General features: G+C 64.0%; 21 protein-coding genes. 9 read left to right on the forward strand and 12 right to left on the reverse strand.

Annotated features, from left to right (window positions below):
• Positions 1–7: 7 nt before the first annotated feature.
• The 9 genes from sctJ (at position 8) to HU749_RS28415 (ending at position 6,584) form a co-directional block, all read left to right on the forward strand.
• Complete coding sequence (gene sctJ / locus HU749_RS28375; protein WP_095962421.1) at positions 8–895, forward strand: type III secretion system inner membrane ring lipoprotein SctJ; 888 nt, start codon at positions 8–10, stop codon at positions 893–895.
• Positions 892–1,482 (forward strand): type III secretion protein, encoded by a 591-nt coding sequence (locus HU749_RS28380; protein WP_095962420.1) that lies wholly within the window; start codon positions 892–894, stop codon positions 1,480–1,482. Before sctJ ends, HU749_RS28380 begins: the two co-directional genes overlap by 4 nt.
• A complete protein-coding gene (gene sctL, locus HU749_RS28385; protein ID WP_079305748.1) occupies positions 1,460–2,053 on the forward strand; it encodes a type III secretion system stator protein SctL in 594 nt (197 codons plus the stop codon). The genes HU749_RS28380 and sctL overlap by 23 nt, the downstream gene beginning before the upstream one ends.
• A gap of 494 nt (positions 2,054–2,547) precedes the next feature.
• Positions 2,548–2,772 (forward strand): serine kinase, encoded by a 225-nt coding sequence (locus HU749_RS28390; RefSeq protein ID WP_186649283.1) that lies wholly within the window; start codon positions 2,548–2,550, stop codon positions 2,770–2,772.
• The gene (locus tag HU749_RS28395; RefSeq protein ID WP_186649285.1) at positions 2,759–3,196 is read left to right on the forward strand and encodes a type III secretion system chaperone; all 438 of its coding nucleotides are present in this window, start codon (positions 2,759–2,761) and stop codon (positions 3,194–3,196) included. Before HU749_RS28390 ends, HU749_RS28395 begins: the two co-directional genes overlap by 14 nt.
• On the forward strand, positions 3,189–5,339 hold the full coding sequence (gene sctC, locus HU749_RS28400; protein WP_079302984.1) for a type III secretion system outer membrane ring subunit SctC: 2,151 nt from the start codon (positions 3,189–3,191) through the stop codon (positions 5,337–5,339). The genes HU749_RS28395 and sctC overlap by 8 nt, the downstream gene beginning before the upstream one ends.
• Positions 5,336–5,545 carry an HrpT family type III secretion system protein gene (hrpT, locus tag HU749_RS28405; RefSeq protein ID WP_014340717.1) on the forward strand — a complete coding sequence of 70 codons (210 nt, stop codon included), beginning with the start codon at positions 5,336–5,338 and terminating at the stop codon, positions 5,543–5,545. Before sctC ends, hrpT begins: the two co-directional genes overlap by 4 nt.
• Positions 5,546–5,551: 6 nt before the next feature.
• Positions 5,552–5,929: a transcriptional regulator gene (locus HU749_RS28410; protein WP_079302985.1), complete on the forward strand. Its 378-nt coding sequence runs from the start codon at positions 5,552–5,554 to the stop codon at positions 5,927–5,929.
• Positions 5,930–6,134: 205 nt separating this feature from the next.
• Positions 6,135–6,584 carry a type III secretion system chaperone gene (locus HU749_RS28415; protein WP_079302986.1) on the forward strand — a complete coding sequence of 150 codons (450 nt, stop codon included), beginning with the start codon at positions 6,135–6,137 and terminating at the stop codon, positions 6,582–6,584.
• A 71-nt stretch (positions 6,585–6,655) separates the two neighbouring features.
• Here the strand turns inward: HU749_RS28415 and HU749_RS28420 are convergent, their stop codons facing one another.
• The 12 genes from HU749_RS28420 to HU749_RS28475 all read right to left on the reverse strand — a co-directional run bounded on the left by HU749_RS28420 (position 6,656) and on the right by HU749_RS28475 (position 17,795).
• Positions 6,656–7,159 (reverse strand): type III effector, encoded by a 504-nt coding sequence (locus HU749_RS28420; RefSeq protein WP_172898771.1) that lies wholly within the window; start codon positions 7,157–7,159, stop codon positions 6,656–6,658.
• 117 nt (positions 7,160–7,276) lie between these two features.
• Complete coding sequence (gene sctU, locus HU749_RS28425) at positions 7,277–8,377, reverse strand: type III secretion system export apparatus subunit SctU (protein ID WP_079302987.1); 1,101 nt, start codon at positions 8,375–8,377, stop codon at positions 7,277–7,279.
• A 15-nt stretch (positions 8,378–8,392) separates the two neighbouring features.
• Positions 8,393–9,190: a type III secretion system export apparatus subunit SctT gene (gene sctT, locus HU749_RS28430; RefSeq protein ID WP_079302988.1), complete on the reverse strand. Its 798-nt coding sequence runs from the start codon at positions 9,188–9,190 to the stop codon at positions 8,393–8,395.
• A complete protein-coding gene (gene sctS / locus HU749_RS28435; RefSeq protein ID WP_079302989.1) occupies positions 9,190–9,444 on the reverse strand; it encodes a type III secretion system export apparatus subunit SctS in 255 nt (84 codons plus the stop codon). Before sctS ends, sctT begins: the two co-directional genes overlap by 1 nt.
• Positions 9,445–9,453: 9 nt before the next feature.
• Positions 9,454–10,107: a type III secretion system export apparatus subunit SctR gene (gene sctR / locus HU749_RS28440; RefSeq protein ID WP_024618602.1), complete on the reverse strand. Its 654-nt coding sequence runs from the start codon at positions 10,105–10,107 to the stop codon at positions 9,454–9,456.
• The gene (gene sctQ / locus HU749_RS28445) at positions 10,104–11,210 is read right to left on the reverse strand and encodes a type III secretion system cytoplasmic ring protein SctQ (RefSeq protein ID WP_079302990.1); all 1,107 of its coding nucleotides are present in this window, start codon (positions 11,208–11,210) and stop codon (positions 10,104–10,106) included. Before sctQ ends, sctR begins: the two co-directional genes overlap by 4 nt.
• On the reverse strand, positions 11,207–11,776 hold the full coding sequence (locus tag HU749_RS28450; protein WP_225919118.1) for a type III secretion protein: 570 nt from the start codon (positions 11,774–11,776) through the stop codon (positions 11,207–11,209). Before HU749_RS28450 ends, sctQ begins: the two co-directional genes overlap by 4 nt.
• The gene (locus HU749_RS28455) at positions 11,769–12,188 is read right to left on the reverse strand and encodes a YscO family type III secretion system apparatus protein (RefSeq protein ID WP_079302992.1); all 420 of its coding nucleotides are present in this window, start codon (positions 12,186–12,188) and stop codon (positions 11,769–11,771) included. The genes HU749_RS28450 and HU749_RS28455 overlap by 8 nt, the downstream gene beginning before the upstream one ends.
• On the reverse strand, positions 12,175–13,533 hold the full coding sequence (locus tag HU749_RS28460; RefSeq protein ID WP_186649580.1) for a FliI/YscN family ATPase: 1,359 nt from the start codon (positions 13,531–13,533) through the stop codon (positions 12,175–12,177). Before HU749_RS28460 ends, HU749_RS28455 begins: the two co-directional genes overlap by 14 nt.
• Positions 13,533–14,426 (reverse strand): FHA domain-containing protein, encoded by an 894-nt coding sequence (locus tag HU749_RS28465; protein WP_079302994.1) that lies wholly within the window; start codon positions 14,424–14,426, stop codon positions 13,533–13,535. Before HU749_RS28465 ends, HU749_RS28460 begins: the two co-directional genes overlap by 1 nt.
• Before the next feature lie 157 nt (positions 14,427–14,583).
• Positions 14,584–16,671 (reverse strand): type III secretion system export apparatus subunit SctV, encoded by a 2,088-nt coding sequence (sctV, locus tag HU749_RS28470; protein WP_095974018.1) that lies wholly within the window; start codon positions 16,669–16,671, stop codon positions 14,584–14,586.
• The gene (locus HU749_RS28475) at positions 16,668–17,795 is read right to left on the reverse strand and encodes a TyeA family type III secretion system gatekeeper subunit (protein ID WP_225919119.1); all 1,128 of its coding nucleotides are present in this window, start codon (positions 17,793–17,795) and stop codon (positions 16,668–16,670) included. Before HU749_RS28475 ends, sctV begins: the two co-directional genes overlap by 4 nt.
• Between the last annotated feature and the right edge of the window lie 251 nt (positions 17,796–18,046).

Consider the following 18,046-nt stretch of genomic DNA (forward strand, 5'->3'; position numbering starts at 1 on the left):
GCCGGTCATGTCCATGCGCGCGTTCTCAACACTGTTGCTGTGCCTGCTGCTAACCGGTTGCGACGAACGGACGGCGTTGCACAGCCATCTTTCCGAGCAGGATGCCAACGAAGTGATCGCCGAGCTGGCGAACAAGAACGTGGAGGCGAGCAAGCAAGTCGACAAAGACGGACTGACCGTACTGGTCGAGCCTGTCGACATGAACAGCGCCGTCCAGGTACTCGAAGCCGCCGGCCTGCCGCGTCGCTCACGCTCCAGCCTGGGGGAGATCTTCCGCAAGGAAGGGGTCATTTCCACGCCGATGGAAGAGCGTGCCCGCTACATCTATGCGCTGTCCCAGGAGCTCGAATCGACGCTTTCACAAATCGATGGAGTGGTGCTCGCCCGGGTCCATGTGGTCCTGCCGGAGCGGGTGGCCCCGGGTGAGCCGGTCCAACCCGCATCGGCCTCGGTGTTTATCAAGCACACCAATGCCCTGGACCCCGACAGCATTACCCCGCGCGTGCGCAACCTGGTCGCCAGCGGGATTCCTGGCATGGCCGATGCCACCCAGAACCCGACCAAGTTATCGGTGGTCTTCGTTCCCGCCGCACCGTATCAGGAGCGGCGCAAGATGGCGTATTTCGGCCCCTTCCTCATGCAGGCCGACGACATCGGCTATTGGCGGGCGGTGACCGTGACGACGAGCATCGCCTTGCTCGCCATCCTGATGGGCGTCTTGTATGGCCTCTACCGGCTATGGCACCAAGGCGTGTTGGTGCTGCCACGATTTCTCGATCGCAAGCTCACGAAACCAGCCGGGACGCCGGCCGCCCCCCAAAGCAGCACGACACCTGGGCTGTTCGCCGTGAAAAACCCAGGGACCAAACCCGACAGTAACGGGACCGCCGCATGACGGCGGAGATTGCATGGGTTCGCTGGTGGACCCTCGCGTGGCGCGAAGCGGACCGGAACTGGTATTCGTCGGCGCTTTGCCTGCTGACCGCGCCACAGATCGACGCCCTCGCCCGAGGGCAGCATGCCGCGCTTGCGCGCAGCTTCGGGATGACGCCGTGCACACCACCACAACCCAGCCCGACGCTGCAATCGCTGTTCTGCGGTACGCCCCGGACCTTGCCCCTTGCCTGCGAATTGGTGGCGAGCACTTGCGCGCCGTTAACGGCAACACAGGCACTCTCGGCGCAGGACCGGGCCTGGTGCGAGCGCACCGCCAAAGCCCTGCGCCCAGGGCACTGGCTCGAACAAGACCAGGATCCACTCGCGCTGCTGCGCGCCTGGCTGGGCGAACGGGCTTGGGAACGGGCGCGCCTGGCGTTCCCACGCGACAGAATCATCGCCATCGAATCGGCACCCGCCCCTCAACCGCCAGCCGCCAAGCTGAACACGCTTTGGCAGTCTGCATGCTGGAAAGCCGAGCAAAGCCTGGCACCCTCGGCCCCAATCCAAATGGAGAAACACGATGCTCGCTCGGCGTTCGCTTGAACTGCGCCCCGATGGCCAAGGCCTGTTGCAGCCCTACATCGCGCGCGAAACCCTGGTTGATTGTGCCCGCGCACAGGTCATCCTCGAACAGGCCCGGACGCAGGCGGCGCAATTGCTTGAACGCGCCAGCGCAGAGGCGGACGCGACCGTGCTCGAGGCTCAAGCACAATTCTGGGAAAAGGCCGAAACCTTGCTCGCCGTGTGGGAAACCCAGCGTCAAGCCATGTGGGAGCGCATCGAGACGAGTGCTGCACACGTGGTCAACGAGGCCTTGGGGACGCTGTTGAACGATATTCCGGAGCAGGCACGCATCGATGCACTCGTCCGCCAACTGGCGTCGCGTCAGGACGACCCGGTCAGCGCTACCCTTCGCTGTCATCCTGAAGACCTGGCAAACCTGACCCAGAGCCTGGGCACCGACAGCCGACGCCCCTGGACACCGGTGGCCGATGCCGACATGGAACGACATCAACTGAAGCTGGAAACGCCAGGCGGCACATACCTGCTCGACTGGCCCACCGCCGTCGAAACCCTACGCCTGCCCGAACCACAACACATCACCGCAAACTGACCCACCGATATCGCGAGCAAGCTCGCTCCCACAATGGGATCTGAGTACGACCGGGAGAGCCAGGTCGGCTACTAGGCCGCCTCGCGGCGGACGTTGATCTCGGCGCCCCGTTAACCACGATGGCCGAACGCAGGCATTGCGTAGTGGGCACCTCGGCATGGATGCCGAGGTAGCCGCGCTGGGCCATGGATGGCCCTTCGCGGCGGGCCCACGGAGCAATGCCTTCGTTCGGGCATGCCGAGCCTAGGCGAGGCACCGAGTGGTGGGCAAAGCCTTTTTGGTTACTTTTTGGCGTCTGAAAAAAGTGACCCGCCGTAAGGGCGGAACCCTAAGCAGCCGTTACCGCAGCAACGGATATGTACCCGGTCAAAGAAATCCTGTCCGGATACTAAGGCCACCATCACCCCGTCAGTTTTTTTCCTCATCCGCGCGGAACCGCCAATGGCATAACCACCACTCACACCGTGAACATGCCCAGCCCAGAGGAACCGCCCATGTCTTCCACCGATGCCGTCCAGCGCCGCCTCGACACCTACTTCCAACGCGCAACCGACAACGTCAACAACGCTGCGATGAACGCAGCAGAAAGTCAGTCACTCGACGACATGCACTCCTTCGTGACCAGCATGAACGGCATGTCCGTCGCGGTGAACGCCGCCACTCAACAGACCACGGTCCATCACAACCTCGCCAAGGCGATCATCGATGCAATGCCATGAGCTGCGCACACAGCTCACCCGCTGGAGCGCCAGCGTCGATGGCCCGGAGCACTTCACCGTTGTCATCGACGATGGCGAAGCAACGTTCAGCAAGCTCGACGAAGGCCTGCTGGTATCGGTCGAGCTGACGGTTCCGGTGACCCATGAGGTGGCCCTGGAAGAACTGCTTCGGCTGGCGCACCCAAGCCTCTCGCGATTTCCCGGTGCGCTGGCCCGTTCGCCACAAGACGGGCGGTTGTGGCTGCTGGCGCAACTGCCGCTGGACGGGCACATCGACGACTTGATCGAGGTGCTCGAAGCACTGCTCAACCAGCGTGACACCTGGCAATCCATTCTCAATAAAGACCAACGTGCCGTTGCCGCTCCCGTGGCGCGACGCCTCTCGCACTCTCACTTGCTCGGAACAGGAATCCGTCATGCCTAACAGGTGGCTAACACCGTACCGCTTGATGACCGCAGGCAAGGTACACCTTCGCCAGTGGATCCCACGCCGCTGGGCGAAACCTTCGCTGGTCGTACTGGCATTGGCCGGCGCGCTTGGCGCAGGCATGCCGGCACAGGCGGCCATACCGACCGACTGGAAGAATACGCCTTACGCCTACGACGCCCAGAGCACACCGCTGGCCAAGGTACTCGGCGACTTTGCCAATACCTTTGCGGTGCAGCTGGTGATCGACGGTACGGTGAAAGGCACCGTCGACGGGCGGATGCGCGCCGAAAGTCCCCAGGCGTTCCTCGACAGGCTCGGTCTGGAAAATCGCTTCCAGTGGTTCATGTACGGCAACACCTTGTACGTCAGCCCCTTGCAGAACCAGGACTCCACGCGCCTGGAAGTGTCCGCCGATGCCGTGCCGGACATGAAGCAGGCCTTGACCGACATCGGCCTGCTGGATCCGCGTTTCGGCTGGGGCGAGTTACCCGACGAAGGCGTGGTCCTGGTCTCCGGTCCGGAGCGCTACGTGCGCCTGGTGGCGCAGTTTGCCGAGGTGCGCAAGACACCCGAAGAGAAGCAGGAGGTGATCAGTTTCCCGCTGCGCTATGCCACCGCCGCCGACCGCAACGTCAAGTACCGCGGCGAAACGTTGGTCATTCCCGGGGTCGCCAGCATCCTGAAAGGTTTGCTGGAAAGCCGCAGCGCCGTGTCCGGGGGCATGCAAACGGCCTCGCCCCAGGCATCGTTCCAGAACATGCAGAACCAGCAATCCATGACCATGGGTAACATCGAACAGTTGGCACTCAACGGCATGGGTCGGCCGAACATCAGCCGTGTACCGTCCGGCGCGAACAGCGGTGCAGGCGGTCGGGGCAAGATCCGCGTCGAAGCCGACGTGCGCAACAACGCGGTGCTCATCTACGACGCGCCCAAGCGGCGGGAAATCTACACGCCGCTGATTCGCGATGTGGACGTACCGCGCAAGCTGGTGGAGATCGATGCGATCATCCTCGACATCGACCGCACGCAACTGGCCGAGCTGGCTTCGAACTGGAACGTCGAGAGCGGCGATCTGATCGGTGGGGCGTCGATGATTCGCCCCGGCGCCAGCTCGACGGTATTCATTCAGGACTACGGTGATTTTTCCGCACAACTGCGGGCCTTGGAGGGCCGAGGCCTGGCCTCGGTGGTGGCGAACCCATCGGTCCTGACCCTGGAGAACCAACCGGCGGTCATCGACTTCAGCCGGACCGAGTACATCTCCGCCATCGGCGAGCGCGTGGCCAACATCGAGCCCATCACGGCAGGCACCAGCTTGCAGGTCGTGCCCCATGCCATCGAGACCGGGGGTCGCAATCAGATCCAGATGTCCCTGGACATTGAAGACGGCCGCATCGAACCCTCAGAGGTCGGCCAGCAGACGCCCAGCGTGCGCCGGGGCGTGGTCAGCACTCAGGCCGTCGTGGGGGAAAGCCGGTCGTTGGTGGTAGGCGGTTTTCATACCGAAGAGACCGGCGATAACCTCGAACGGGTGCCGTGGCTGGGTCGCATCCCGCTGATCGGGCCGCTGCTGTTTTCCTCGACCACGCGCGAGACCAGCCGCCGCGAACGGGTCTTCATCCTGACGCCCCGCCTGATCGGCGACCAGGTTGACCCGGCCCGCTATATCTCCGCCCTTGACCGCGAACAGGTCGACAGCGCCATGGCACGCCTGGAAGAGCGTCGCAACGGCACCCGCCCCGTCGGTCGTATCGAGGTCAGCGACGTGCTCGCCCAACTCGCCGACGGCAACATTCCGGCCACGTTCAAGCAAGCGGCGTCGATTCCTTATTCGCCCGACACATTGTGCGCGTTGCAACCCGGGCTATCGCTGGACGCTGCCCGGGCCCAATGGTTCGCCGGTCCCGATTACGGCATCGCCGTGGGCGTGGTACGCAACGATGGCCAGCAAAGGTTGCGCTTCGACGAAGCGAGCTGCGGCAGCCGCTGGGCCCTGGCCACCTCCGCCTGGCCGAAGGTGTGGCTTGAGCCCGGCGAAGAAACGGAAGTGTTCGTGGTCATGAAACAACCCACACGCACGCCAGGCGGCGAGCGCCCTTCTCTTCTGCAAACCAGCGCGAGGACCCTGCCATGAGTCGCACGCCACTGCTGCTCGTTTTATTGCTGAGCCTGCCGGTGTTCGCCGGTTGCGCGAACCGCTTCGGCTGCCAGGGCGATGCCTGCAGCCGCGCCGAACCGGACAACGGTCGGCTGGTGATCTGGTGGTCACCCGGTATGCGCGGCGGCCTTGGCTCCCCCGAACACCCACTGGACCATACGGTCGTCCCATTGGAGAACTGAAACGCTATGTCTTTTTCGGTACACAGCGTAAGCACTCGCCAGGCCTTCCAGAAGAACATCATCGCCGGCATCGCGACGTATTGGGAAATAGCCCCAGGCATCGAGTTCTGTCTGCGACGCGAGCCTCACAGCGTGGGGCTCGCCTTACAAATACAAAGCCAGGCGCTGCGTGCAAACCAGATCCAGCATGCCCTCGAACGGCGTTTCGCCCAGCCGACCGACTACGCGCAGTTGTTCGTGTTTCTCGATCCGCAGCGAGCACTCGTGGTCTGGCAGGCGCTGCCCGACCCGCCGCTATCCACTGAACTGCTCGATGAAATCCAGTCCCGTCAGCTGTCGCTGCTGGGCCTGGAAGACCTCGACGATTACTCAGCCACGTATTGAGGGCAATGCTGTTCACTCAGGAGCAACGCTGAGCCCGTGGCGAGGGAGCTTGCTCCCGCTCGGCTGCGCAGCAGTCGTAAAAACTGCTGCAGACGGTTTCTCCCGGTGCACCGCGTTGAAGGGTTTTGGGGCCGCTGCGCAGCCCAGCGGGAGCAAGCTCCCTCGCCACAGTGATTCATCCAGAGACTTTATTAGGGAGGTTTTCATGACCGTCGCACCGCTCGCCCAACGCTTGATCTCGGCCCTCTCGGAACATCTGCATGCGCACTTGCAGTTGGAAGGTGGCGTGTGCGCGCTGTATGACGCGAGCAACCGCGAGGCCGTGGTCATTGAGCTGCCCGATCACGGTGATGTCGCCATCCTCCATTGCTTGATCGATGTGCCTGCCCACGCGCCCGGCCTGCACAAGCGCTTGCTGGAACTCAACTTTCGATTGGATCTGCTCGGCGGCAGTTGGCTGGCCCTGGATGACAAAAGCAGTGTTCGCTTGTGTGCCCATTGCCCACTGGCGATGCTCGATGAGGTGCAGTTCTGCCATTGGGTCGTGGGCTTCATCGCCCAGGTCGCAGAGGTGCGTACACGCTTGGCGGTGCCTGCAACGCCGGGCGGTCCGCGTCCGGCGTCGCTCAGCACAAGCCGCACCCGACTGGGATAGACGGCCACGGTGCAGATGCACATCGGCCCCATTGGACAATACCCCCGGGGGCCGACATACACTCTCCCACCTTATCGAAGCTTCATCGCCTCGCCACCCTCCTGCATGACTTTCCTTGCGCTGTCCATGAAGCCCTTGGTGACCTCCGTCACCGTATCGCTCATCAGCTTGGCCATGTCGGCGGAGCTTTTGACGAGCAACATGGCGCTCTGGCGTTCCTCCATGCCCATCTGCAGCTGGAACTGCTTTTCCATCAATTGCTTCTGACGGGTTTCCATCTCGCTCATGAAAGAGTCCGGCGTGCGGCTGGGCGTTTGCGCGTCATCCAGCGGTTGCGTGTCATTCGGTGCCGCCGTGTGGTTGGTGTCTCGCGTTCGGGTGCGGCCGCGCTGATGCACCGTCGGTGGTGTCGAGGAAGAGCGTCCCCGATCATGCAGGCTCTGGGTGCCTTGGCGCTGCTGCGCCTCGCGGGGTCGTTGGCTCAGCGAGGGTGAGCGCGACGGCGATAAGCTGTCGGTGCCGTGCAGGGCACCTGAGCCCCCTAAGGGGCTCGTCAGGGGTCTGGGTTCGGGCATGGGAATCCTCCACGAGTCGATGTCTGAGTGGTGGGCACTGTCGGCAGGCCGGGATCCTCCGGACGAGCCTGGCTCACTTGCTGAGTGGCAAGCGCGTGTGCATCGGTTCCATCGACCTCAACGCAGGTTCAATTCCGGAATCTCGATCACCTCGCCCTTGGCCTCGTCATCCAGTTCGCGCAACACCCGATAAATATGGGCAACCGCCTGGAGCGTTTCCCGGGGGATATAACCGCCGACGTCTTCACGGTAGATGGTGCGCGCCAGCCAGACACACTGGATGACCGGGACCCGCGCCGCCTTGGCCCGCTCGATCAGCGCCCGGGCCTCGGCATCGACGCCTTTGACGATCAACTGCGGCAGCGGCGTTTCCTCGGGGCGATACAACAGCGCGACGGCAAAGTGGGTGGGGTTGACCACCAGCATGTCGGCGTCTTCCACCGGCTTGGTCTCTTTGTTGACGGGCTGGTCGACCAATTGCCGGGCCAGGCTGCGGCGATGCATTTTTACGTGGGGGTCGCCTTCCATTTCCTTGAACTCCTTGCGCACCTCCTCCTCGCTCATGCGCAGGCGCTTGGCAAAGAAATATTTCTGCAGGCCGAAATCGAGAATTGCCAGCACCAGCAATACGCCCAGGCAAATGTGCATGATGTGCCGAAACAGGCTGGCCAAGCCGCGCCAATAGCTGTGCAGGTCGCCGTTGACCAGATTGATCAACGAGCCGAGTGCCGGCAGGGTCACCAGATAGATCACGGTGCCGATAAAAACGGCCTTGACCAGCCCCATGAACAGGTTGATCAGCGCCTGGCCGGAGAACATCTGCTTGGCCTGGTTCATCGGGTTCAGGCGGTTCGGGTCCGGCTGCAGGGCCTCGGGGGCGAACAGGAAACCGAACTGTATCCAGCCGGCCACCAGGCGCGTGACGATCGCCAGCCCCACGGTCATCAAGGTGAAATTGAGCAGCACGCCACCGGCATGGGCCAAGGTTTCCTCAAAGGCACGCACGAAGTCGACATCCAGCCGACGCAGCGGGAATGTCACCATGTCTCCCAAGGCCTGCATGCTGTCGTCGGCCTGGGTCAACGCCACTTCGGTGATCGCCGCAAGCACCAGCAGGCTGCTCAAGTCCTGGCTCTGGCCGACCTGGCCTTTGTTGCGCGCGTCGCGAATCTTCTTCGGCGTCGCCCGCTTGGTCTTTTCGCCACTGTCTTCGCTCATGGGCGAAGCCCTCCTTCAGGGCGCCTGCAACAACAGGTGCAGCAGATGCCGGATTTCGCCATAGCGACCCAGACGGCCGGTCATCGCGTCCCACAGCGTGGGCAGGTAGAACAGCAGGAAGCCCAGGCCAATCAGGCTCTTGGCCGGCATGGCGAGGACGAATACCTGCAATTGCGGGCTATACAGGCTGAGCAGCGCCAGGCTGAATTCGACCAGCAACAGCAAGCCGATAAAAGGCGCCGCGTAGAGCATCATGTGCATGAACATTTCGCCGAGCAGCCCGAGAAACACGCCGAAGCCATCCGCGCCAGGCAATGGAAACCAAACAGTGGGCGACCACACCAGGTAACTGTCCCAGATCACCTGGGTCAACGTGCCAATGCCCAGGGTGGTGACCAGCAGCAAGATCGTCATCTCCTTGAACAGCAGACCCAGCGGCGTGGTGTCGGTGCCGAGCGCCGGGTTCAACTGACCACCGATGAGCGCACCGCGCTGGTTGTCCAGCAAGGCGCCCACCGACTCGTACAACCAGAACGGCATCGCCAGCAGCACCCCGAGCAAAAAGCCCAGCACCAGCTCCTTGAACATCAACCCGGCCAGCGACAGCCAATTGACCTGGGCGTCGATCAGCGCCTGGCGAATACCGGGCGCCGGCAACATGCCCAGGGCAAACACCACGGCATGGCGCGGCAGGCCTCGCAGATGCTGGAAGCAGAACACCGGGACCAGGTAGGCGACCGGGTAGATACGCGCCATACCGAGCGCGATCGACAGCAGCAAGTCGAAATAGGGAATGAACGCCTGGGCCGTCATCAGGTGTTGGCCATCATTTCGAATGCCCGGCGCAGCAGACCCAGCAATTCCACGCCGATCCAGCGGCCCGTGACCAGCAAAGTCAGCCCGACCGCCACCAGCTTGATGCCGAAGGGCAAGGTCTGGTCCTGGATCTGCATCAAGGCCTGCACCAGGGAGGTCAGCACACCGACGACCACCGCCACGATCAAGGGCGGCGCGGAGAGCAGGACCACCAGCAACATGCCTTCCTTAAATAACGTCAGCGCGTCCATCGCACATCCTCAAAGATAGGAATAGAAGAGGCTGTCGAGCAATTGCGTCCAGCCCTGCACGAGGACAAAAATCAGCAGCTTGAGCGGCAACGAAATGGTCATGGGCGCGACCATCTGCATGCCGAGTGCCAGCAGCAGGTTGGACACGATCAGGTCGATGACAATGAACGGGATATAGATCAAAAAACCCATCTGGAAGCCGGCCTCAAGCTCCGACAGCATGAAGGCCGGGATGAGCAGCATCAGGTCGTCGCGACTGGCCTGCTCGGCGCGTTCCTTGGGCCACATCCGCTGGGTGTTTTCCAGCAAGTGGGCGAGGATGTCCGGGTTGGTATTGCGCGACATGAAAGCCTGCAACGGTTTTATCGCGTTCAGAGCAGAACCTTGCAACGCCTCGGTGTTGCTGAAATCCAGCGGCCGCTCTTTCAGCTCTTCGGCGATGTTGTGGCCCACCGGCGCCATGATGAACAGCGTCGCGGCCAGGGCAATGGCATACAGGGCCATATTGGGTGGCACCTGCTGCACGCCGATGGCGTTACGGGTGATGGTCAACACGATGGTTATCTTGAGAAAGGCGCTGCAGATGATCAGCAGCAGGGGGACCAACGAAATCCCGCCGATGAACAGCGCCAGCAGAAAGGGGTCGACCCCCTGGAAGCTCATCCAGCCACATCCACGTGAGCGATTTGCAGGCCCAACCGGCCATCGACCTCGACCAGCTCGCCATGGGCCAGGGCCCGTTCGCCATAGAACAGCGCTGCTGTCCCCGGTGCCACGCCCTGCACTTGCAGCACGGCGCCGGGCGCCAGGTTGCGCAGCTCGCCCAAGGTCAGGTGCAAATGACCGCAGCGTATCGTCAGCGCCAGCGGCAGGTCGTCGAAGCGCTCGGGGATTTCGGCCGCGACCGGCTCAGTCATCGGCGCTTCCTCGGTTTCAGCGGCGGCATAGGCCGACTCCGGGTGCTCGGCCGCCTCGCCGGCTTGGGCGTCAGGTTCGTAGCCAGTGGTGTCGTCCCAGTCCGGCATCAGAATGTCGGTGTCGGCGGTGGTGCTCATAACGGTCTCCTCCAGAGCGAGCAAAGTCAGGCGCAACGGCGCGGCACGGCTGTGTACCCGCACCTGCAAACAATGCCGGCCCAGGCGAATCAGCCCTTGGCCGGATGAATCGAACAGAGCGGTTTGCGGCACCAACACATCACCGGGGCGCAACGTCGCCAATTGCCCGGCGGCCAGCGCCAGTTGCCCCAGTTCCAACGGAACATGCAGCACGAAGCCAGCGATCCCCGGCGCTGCTGGCCGTTGCCAGGGCGCGGCGCGAAGCAGCCCCAGCAAGGTCCCACCGGTCATTTCCAGATGGCTCGTGACGCGGGCCGCACCCAGCCTCACGTCGAGCCGGCAGACAATGCCCTGCACCGCGGGCTCGACCGTAGGCTTGAGAAAACCGAATGCCTGGCGTAGGGGCTCGCTCAAGGTTTGCTGGAACAGCGACCAGAACCACGCGTCATCCGGTCCGGGTTCGGCAGGCAAGACCACCGGGCACTCACCGAACAGGCTGAGCACCGCGCCGGGCTCGTCCAGGGCAAAGACACCATGGGCACACGCCAGCACACACGGCGTGCTCCCAGCCGCAGCGCCGCCTGGGGTCAGTTCCAGCAGGCCCGCCTCGCCCGCCACCTCGAAGGGCAACCGGACGCCAACTCCCAATAGTCGCCGGGCGGTGGCGTCCTCGCTGCCCACGGCCGGCAGCACCAATGCATGGACGGTCATGTCGCGCTAACCTCTTCTTCCCGCGCTACGCGCACGCTCACCGGCTGGCCCAGGCTTTGGGTCAGCGCCTCTTCGAGACGGCCGGATCGACTCGACAGCCGCGCCTGTACGTCTGCACTTTCGCTGCTCAGGCCGATGTCCCACCCGCACGCTCCGTCTAGCCGCCGGGCGGATACCTTGATGCGGCCCAGGTTAGGAAGGTGCAGCAAGAGGTCCAATTGCGAATCGAGCGTGGCGCGCAAGCGTGGCGTGAGCTGGTCGACAAACGCCTCCTCTTCGCCGCTCGAAAGATTCACCAGGCCCGACAGCGAACCGGTGCCGGCGCTGTCATCCTGCGCACCGCCCCGTGGTGCATCGACCCACTGGCGGAACCAGTAACCGTCACTGCTTCCTGCCGTCATGTCCGGATCGCGCCCGGTGACAGGGGCAGACTCGCGTGCCGCCGGACGACTTGCCCGACTCACCTGGGCAGGCGCTTGCTCATACGCTCGAGGCGGGTGCCGAACCGGGGCCGCCGAGGGATTGCTGTGCGATGTCGGCCCACCGCGCACGCTGCGTTCATTCATCGCTGGAGGTCTCCACCAGGTACTCCATCATTGCGCTGAGCTTTTCCAGATCTCGCCGGCGCCCTTGTAGCCGCTGCTGGGCAGCAGCCGTGTGCTGTGCCTGTTGCGCCTGTTCATCGTCCAGTGCCTGCACTGCCCGCGCTTGCTCGGCCAGCTCGCCGATCAAACGACGTTCCTGGGTACTCCAGGCATTCAGTTCGCACACGCTCAAAGCCCGGCCACGGTGCTCGCCGTACAACGCTTCGCGCTGCACCGCCTGTTGCTCACGGGTCGCCTGCATCTGCGCGCGCGCGGCGGCAACCGCGGCTTCGCGCTCACGCAAAAGCTCGCGCTGCTGGCGCCACGCCCGCTCGGCTTGCGCTTCGCGGTGGCGGCGTATCGGCGCCAGGGCGTCCAGATCAACCCGGGACATAGGCGGTCAACTGCTGCAGGTGGGCGAGCGTGGACGCAAACGGCTCCGGCTCACGCAGATCCTGGCGCAGAAAGGCGTCCAGGGCACCACGCGACTCCACCGCCAGGTCGGTCAAGGGGTCGGCGCCGGCCTGGTATTCGCCCAAGCGCAACATCAGTTCGATTTGCTCATAGGCCGAGAGCAATCGACGCAGATTGATGCCCGCCCGCAGGTGCTCCGCCTCGGCCACGTTGGCCAAGGTTCGCGACAGGCTGGCCAGCACATCGATTGCCGGGTAGTGGCCGCGCTCCGCGAGCTTGCGTGACAGCACGATGTGACCGTCGAGCAACGAACGCACTTCATCCGCCACGGGATCGTTCATGGAATCCTGCTCGATGAGCACCGTATAAAACGCGGTGATAGCGCCCTCGTTGGTCAGCCCGGCCCGTTCGACCAGGCGCGGCAGCAGGCTGTAGACCGACGGCGGCAGGCCTCCACGCCCCAACGGCTCGCCGGCGGCCAGGCCGATCTCACGCTGGGCCCGGGCGAAGCGGGTCAGCGAGTCAATGAGCAGCAGAACGCGCAGGCCCCGGGCACGAAACCCCTCGGCCAATGCCGTCGCGGTGAACGCCGCACGGGCGCGTTCCATGCTGGAGCGGTCGGAGGTGGCGCACACCAGCACCGCACGGGCACGCAGTTCATCATCCAGCTCATGGTCGAGGAATTCGCGCAGTTCGCGCCCACGCTCGCCGATCAGGCCGAACACGATGACATCGCAGTCAACGTTCCGGGCAATCTCCGCCAGCAGCGTGGTCTTGCCACAACCGGCGCCGGCGAACAGCCCCACACGCTGGCCTTCGCCGAGCGTCAGCGGGCCGTCGATGGCCCGGACGCCGGTCATCAAGGGCCGTTGGATGCGCGGTCGAGCGGTGGGCGCCGGGGCCTCGCCAATCACCTGCGATGCTTGCTGCACGTGCGAACCGGCGAACGCTCCCACCCCGCCGTCCACCAGTGGCCGGCCGAAACCATCCAGCACCTGGCCCAGCAACTGCGGCCCCACGCACACCCGATGCGGCATGCCCAGCGGCTCCACTGCCGCACCGACCCGGACGCCCTCCAGGCCGCCCAGGGCGCTGAGCAAGGCATCGTGCTGGTCGAAACCGACAATTTCGGCGAGCAGCGACTCGCGTGCATTGCGCTCGACCCGGCAGAGATCGCCGATCTGCGCCCCCGGCAGTCGGCACTGCAACAGGATGCCGCTGACCCGCTGCACCCGTCCGCGCACCATGACCGGCGCGAAGCGACGCAAATGCGCCAGTTGCCCGGCCTCCCAGGCCTCCAGTCGCGCGATGGCCGCCTGCGTCATCACCACGTGACCTCGTAGCGTTGATCGCCCTCGAAGGTGACTTTGCCGCTGTCGATGGCAGTCAAGCGCAGGCCATCGATCTGGTCGCCCAGGAACAACCGACGTCCATCGGCGGTGACCACGTGGCCATGCTTGCCGCCGACGATCTGGGCGATCTGGAACGGCAGCTTCGTCAGCCGTTCGTTGACGTTGGCGGTGATCCCGACCGGCGTTTCGTAGCGGTCGTGGAAGCGCTCGATCAGCCGTTCGACCACCGCCAGGCGTTGGCGCGGCAACTCGCCCACCAGGACCAGGCGGTCGCCCTGGCTCTCGACCCGCACACCGGCGCCCAGATCACGCTCCTGCAGCATGCGATCAAGCTCCAGGCGGACCGCCTCGACATTGTCCAAGGCCACCTTGGTCTGCTTGAGCTGCTGGGCCGGGCTGCGTGCCACGGGCTGCGCCGGTTGGCTGGTAAAGGCCCAGGCGCTGGAGGCGACGGTGATCACCGCCGCGGCAATGGCCAGGCGCTTGGGCCACGACGGCCGCATGGCGGGCTTCGGGGTTTCCCGCTCCGGCGTCAGATGCGCGGCATCATCCAGCGCCGCCTCTTCGGGCCAGGGTTGATCGGCCGGTGCCAGACACAACCAGACGCCTGCCACGGCAAACGGGACATTGCTCTGCAAGGGCTCGGCCGGTGTCCAGGCTTGGCCTTGTCCATCGCAAACCGCGCCATCCAACAGCTCCAGCAGCCATTGGCCCTGCACCTGCCGCAGGCCTACGTGACGCCCACAGATGCCCGGATCGTAAAGCGCCAGGTCGGCCTCCTCCGCCGCCCCGACCACCCATTGCTCGCCCACCAGCGGCAACGCCGCACCTCGGTGCAGACCACTCAAGACTCGCAGTTCGAACATGGTCAATTCCTCAAGGGGCGACAGATGCTCGCCCACGGTCCGGTTGTACGACGGGGCACCGGCGGCCCCCGTCCTCTGTCACAGCCAGGCCATCGAACGCACCTGGATTTGCATCGTTACGTGGAGGCACCGCTGCTGGCGTGCCAAGACAAACCCGTCATGCGGCATCCTCCATCCGTAGTTTTTCCTGCTCGAGGTCAAAGCGCCCCAGCACGGTGACCTGGGCGTTGCTGTGCAACTCGCTGAAGGCGAGCACGGGCACGTGATTGAATTCATCGCGCAACAAATCGCGCAGCGGAGCCCGCAGGTCTTGCGCCACCAGCAGCACGGCCACGCGCTTGGCGCGCAACGGGAAACCTTCGCGCAACTGCATCACCAAGGCGCGGGTATGCAGGCTTTCCAGGGCAAAAAAGGTTTCCGTCTGGGTCTGGCGCAGCGCATCGCGCAACAGACCTTCGGTTTCCGGCGTCAACAGCCACACGTGCAGGCCGTCTTCGTCGCGGTACTGGTGATAGATCTGCGACTTCAGGGCGATGCGCGCGTAGTCGGTCAGCGCACCGACGTCACGCTCATGCTGCCCATGCTCGATCAAGGACTCGGCGATCAGCCGCACCGCGCGCAGCGGCACACCTTCGCCGGCCAGGCGCTGGAGCACGGCGGCGAAACGGGCCAATGGCATGGTCCGCTGCAGCTCTTGCACCAGCTCTGGCTGGCCCGCTTCGAGCCAACTGAGAATCGACTTGCTCTCCTGAAGCCCCAAGAATTGCGGGCCCGTGGCAAACATCGCGCGGCTCATCCGCTCCACCAGCAACTCGGCGGCCGACACCGCCTCCACGCGTTCGTCCGCCAGCAGCGGATCGTCAGGCGTCAGCCAGAGCCACTGCTGCTCGTCACGCACCTCGCTGCCGACCTGCCCGTCGCGCGGCTCCAACGGCAGCGGCCCGCGTGCCACGGCCACGCGCTCTCCGAAAGTGGCCCGCAACATCGGCACCTCGTGCACGCAGAAGCGGAACTCGTCGTCTTCCAGCAGCGCGCTGTATTCGATCTCGAAAGGCGGCAGGGTCAGGCCAAAGCCGGCCACCAGCGCGTTACGCTTCTTGCGAATCGCCTGGATGGCTTCTTCGGCGGCCGCGTTGCCTTCCATGGCTTTGGAAAACTGCAATAGATAGGCACGGGTCGGGTCGAAACTGCGCAGGTCTTCAGCGCCGTTCTGTGCAGGGGCGACGACCTCCGCTGGCTGGTCGCCCTGGCGTGCCTGCCGGGCACGCGAGTACAGCTGAACGATGCCAGCGGTGCCTGTGATCAAGGCGATGACGATGAACACCAGCGTGGGCATGCCGGGCAAGGCCGCGAAGCCGAGCATGCCCACCGAAGCGATCACCCAGGCCTTGGGTTCGGCGGTCAACTGCTGGGCGATTTCCTTGCCGACGCTACTGCCCGCTGGCTGCCCTTCCGGCGACACCCGAGTGATGATCATGCCCGCGGTGAGGGAAATCAGCAGGGCCGGAATCTGCGCGATCAGACCGTCACCGATGGTCAACACGGCGTACAGGTGCATCGATTCGGACGCGCCCATGTCGTGCTGCATCATGCCAACCGAAAAGCCGCCGATGAGGTTGATCACCACGATCACCAAACCCGCGATGGCATCGCCCTTGACGAACTTCATCGCCCCGTCCATCGCACCGAACAGCTGGCTTTCCTTGTTCAATTCCTCGCGACGCCGCCGGGCTTCGCTGACATCGATCAGGTTGGCGCGCAGATCGCTGTCGATGGACATCTGCTTGCCCGGCAATGCATCCAGGGTGAAGCGCGCCGCCACTTCGGCGACCCGCTCCGAGCCCTTGGTGATCACCAGGAAGTTGACCACCGTCAGAATGAGGAAGATGACCAACCCGACCGCCAGGTTGCCCCCCACCACAAAATCGCCGAACGCCTGGACGATATGACCGGCGTCGCCCTGGAGCAGGATCAACCGGGTGGTCGCCACCGACAATGCCAATCGAAACAGCGTGGTCAGCAGCAGCACCGCGGGAAACGAGGAAAACGCCAGCGGCCGTGGCAAGTACAGCGAGAGCACGATCAGCAGGCAGGAGATGCAGATGTTGATCGCGATCAGCGCATCGACCACCGAGGTCGGCAAGGGCAGGATCAGCATGAACACGATGCCGAGCACCACGAACGCTCCGACCACCTCGATGCGCCGCACCGCTTCGTTGGCGACTTTGTTCAACAGGGCGATCATGAGCGCGCCCCAATCACCGGGGCAGCGGTCTGGCTTCGGGGCTCGCCACGGGAACGCTCATCGAGCAGCACCAACAGGTTCTTCAGCGCGGACTGTCGGCTTTTGCTATCCCGCCAGAGGGGCAGCGGCAAACGCTTGAGCAGGGGGTACAGGCCGTTCAGGGAGACCAGTTGGTCCCGTTCTTCTTCTCCGCCCAATTCACGCCCAATGCGCCGTACTTCCGCTGCCGACAGGCCACTGCTGACAAACCCCAGCATGCGCTGGAGCAACAGCACGGCCGTGAGCTGGCTGGCCGGGCAACTGTAGGCCAGTTGCTCCAGTAAACGGCGGCAACTGTGCAGGACACTGCCCAGTTGCGTCGAGGCCGCCAGGCCGATCAACAACGTGCGCAACAAGGCAGTAGGACGTGATGGTGTGTGCGCAGCGATGTCGTCAGCCAGTGCCCGGCGCATCATGTCCAGCCCCGGCACGAATGCCGCCTCGCCGAACAGGCCAAGCAGCGCCTGCATCATGGTGGGTAATGACTGTTTGAGCACCACGGTGTCGTAGTAGAGCCGCCGTACCGCCTGGCGCAGCTCGGGATCGCCGCCCGCAGCGCGCAAGGCCTCGGCGATGTTCATGCCCGCCTGGATCTGCGCGCCATAACGCTCGCGCAACAGCTGCAGGTAGTCGCGAGCACGCTGGGCTTCAACGAGACGACCTTGCACTTCGGCCTCGCGCAACGCGCGCTGCAGGATCAGGTCGGTACGGGCCGGGTCACCACCGGTGGACTGCACCACCTCTTCAAGCACCGGCTCGCCACACAACAACAAACCCGCCTGAGCGGCCATTGCCCCCAGACTCTGCTTGCCTGGGTGGCCAAGTTGGTCGTACCACTCCTCCAACTGCTCACGCGTCTCGACCCGCACCTGGCCCACCTCGCTACGAGCATTGCGGATACGCCGCTGGCTCAGCGCCTTGGTATTGCGCTCCACGTGATGGCTGAAGGTCATGCCGACCTCCTCCATCGAATTGGACTGCACGGCCTGGAACGATTCGACAGGCTTGCCCATGCCCACGACGGCCGAAGCGGCCTGGGCAAGGTTGACGGCAATACGCGCATTTGTCGGGGATTCTACTTTCATGATGGCCGTGAGCGTGGTTTCGGACGCTCAGTGGGTGGCGACGATCCAGCATTCAGTTCCATCTGCGGTCGTGGCCTCTTCTGACCGGTTCGGGAGGGTTTCCTGCCCGAGCGTTCGCTCGGTGCAATTTCATGCAGTGGCGCTCGGGGCATCTGTGCACGCCCTTGCACAAATAGAGCAACAGCTCTATATAAAATTATTTGTTTATCAAATAGATAAGCCATAAATCCGGCTTGGCACAGGTCCTGCTG

The sequence above is a fragment of the Pseudomonas ogarae genome, from assembly GCF_014268695.2.
In the GTDB taxonomy this organism is placed as follows: domain Bacteria; phylum Pseudomonadota; class Gammaproteobacteria; order Pseudomonadales; family Pseudomonadaceae; genus Aquipseudomonas; species Aquipseudomonas kilonensis.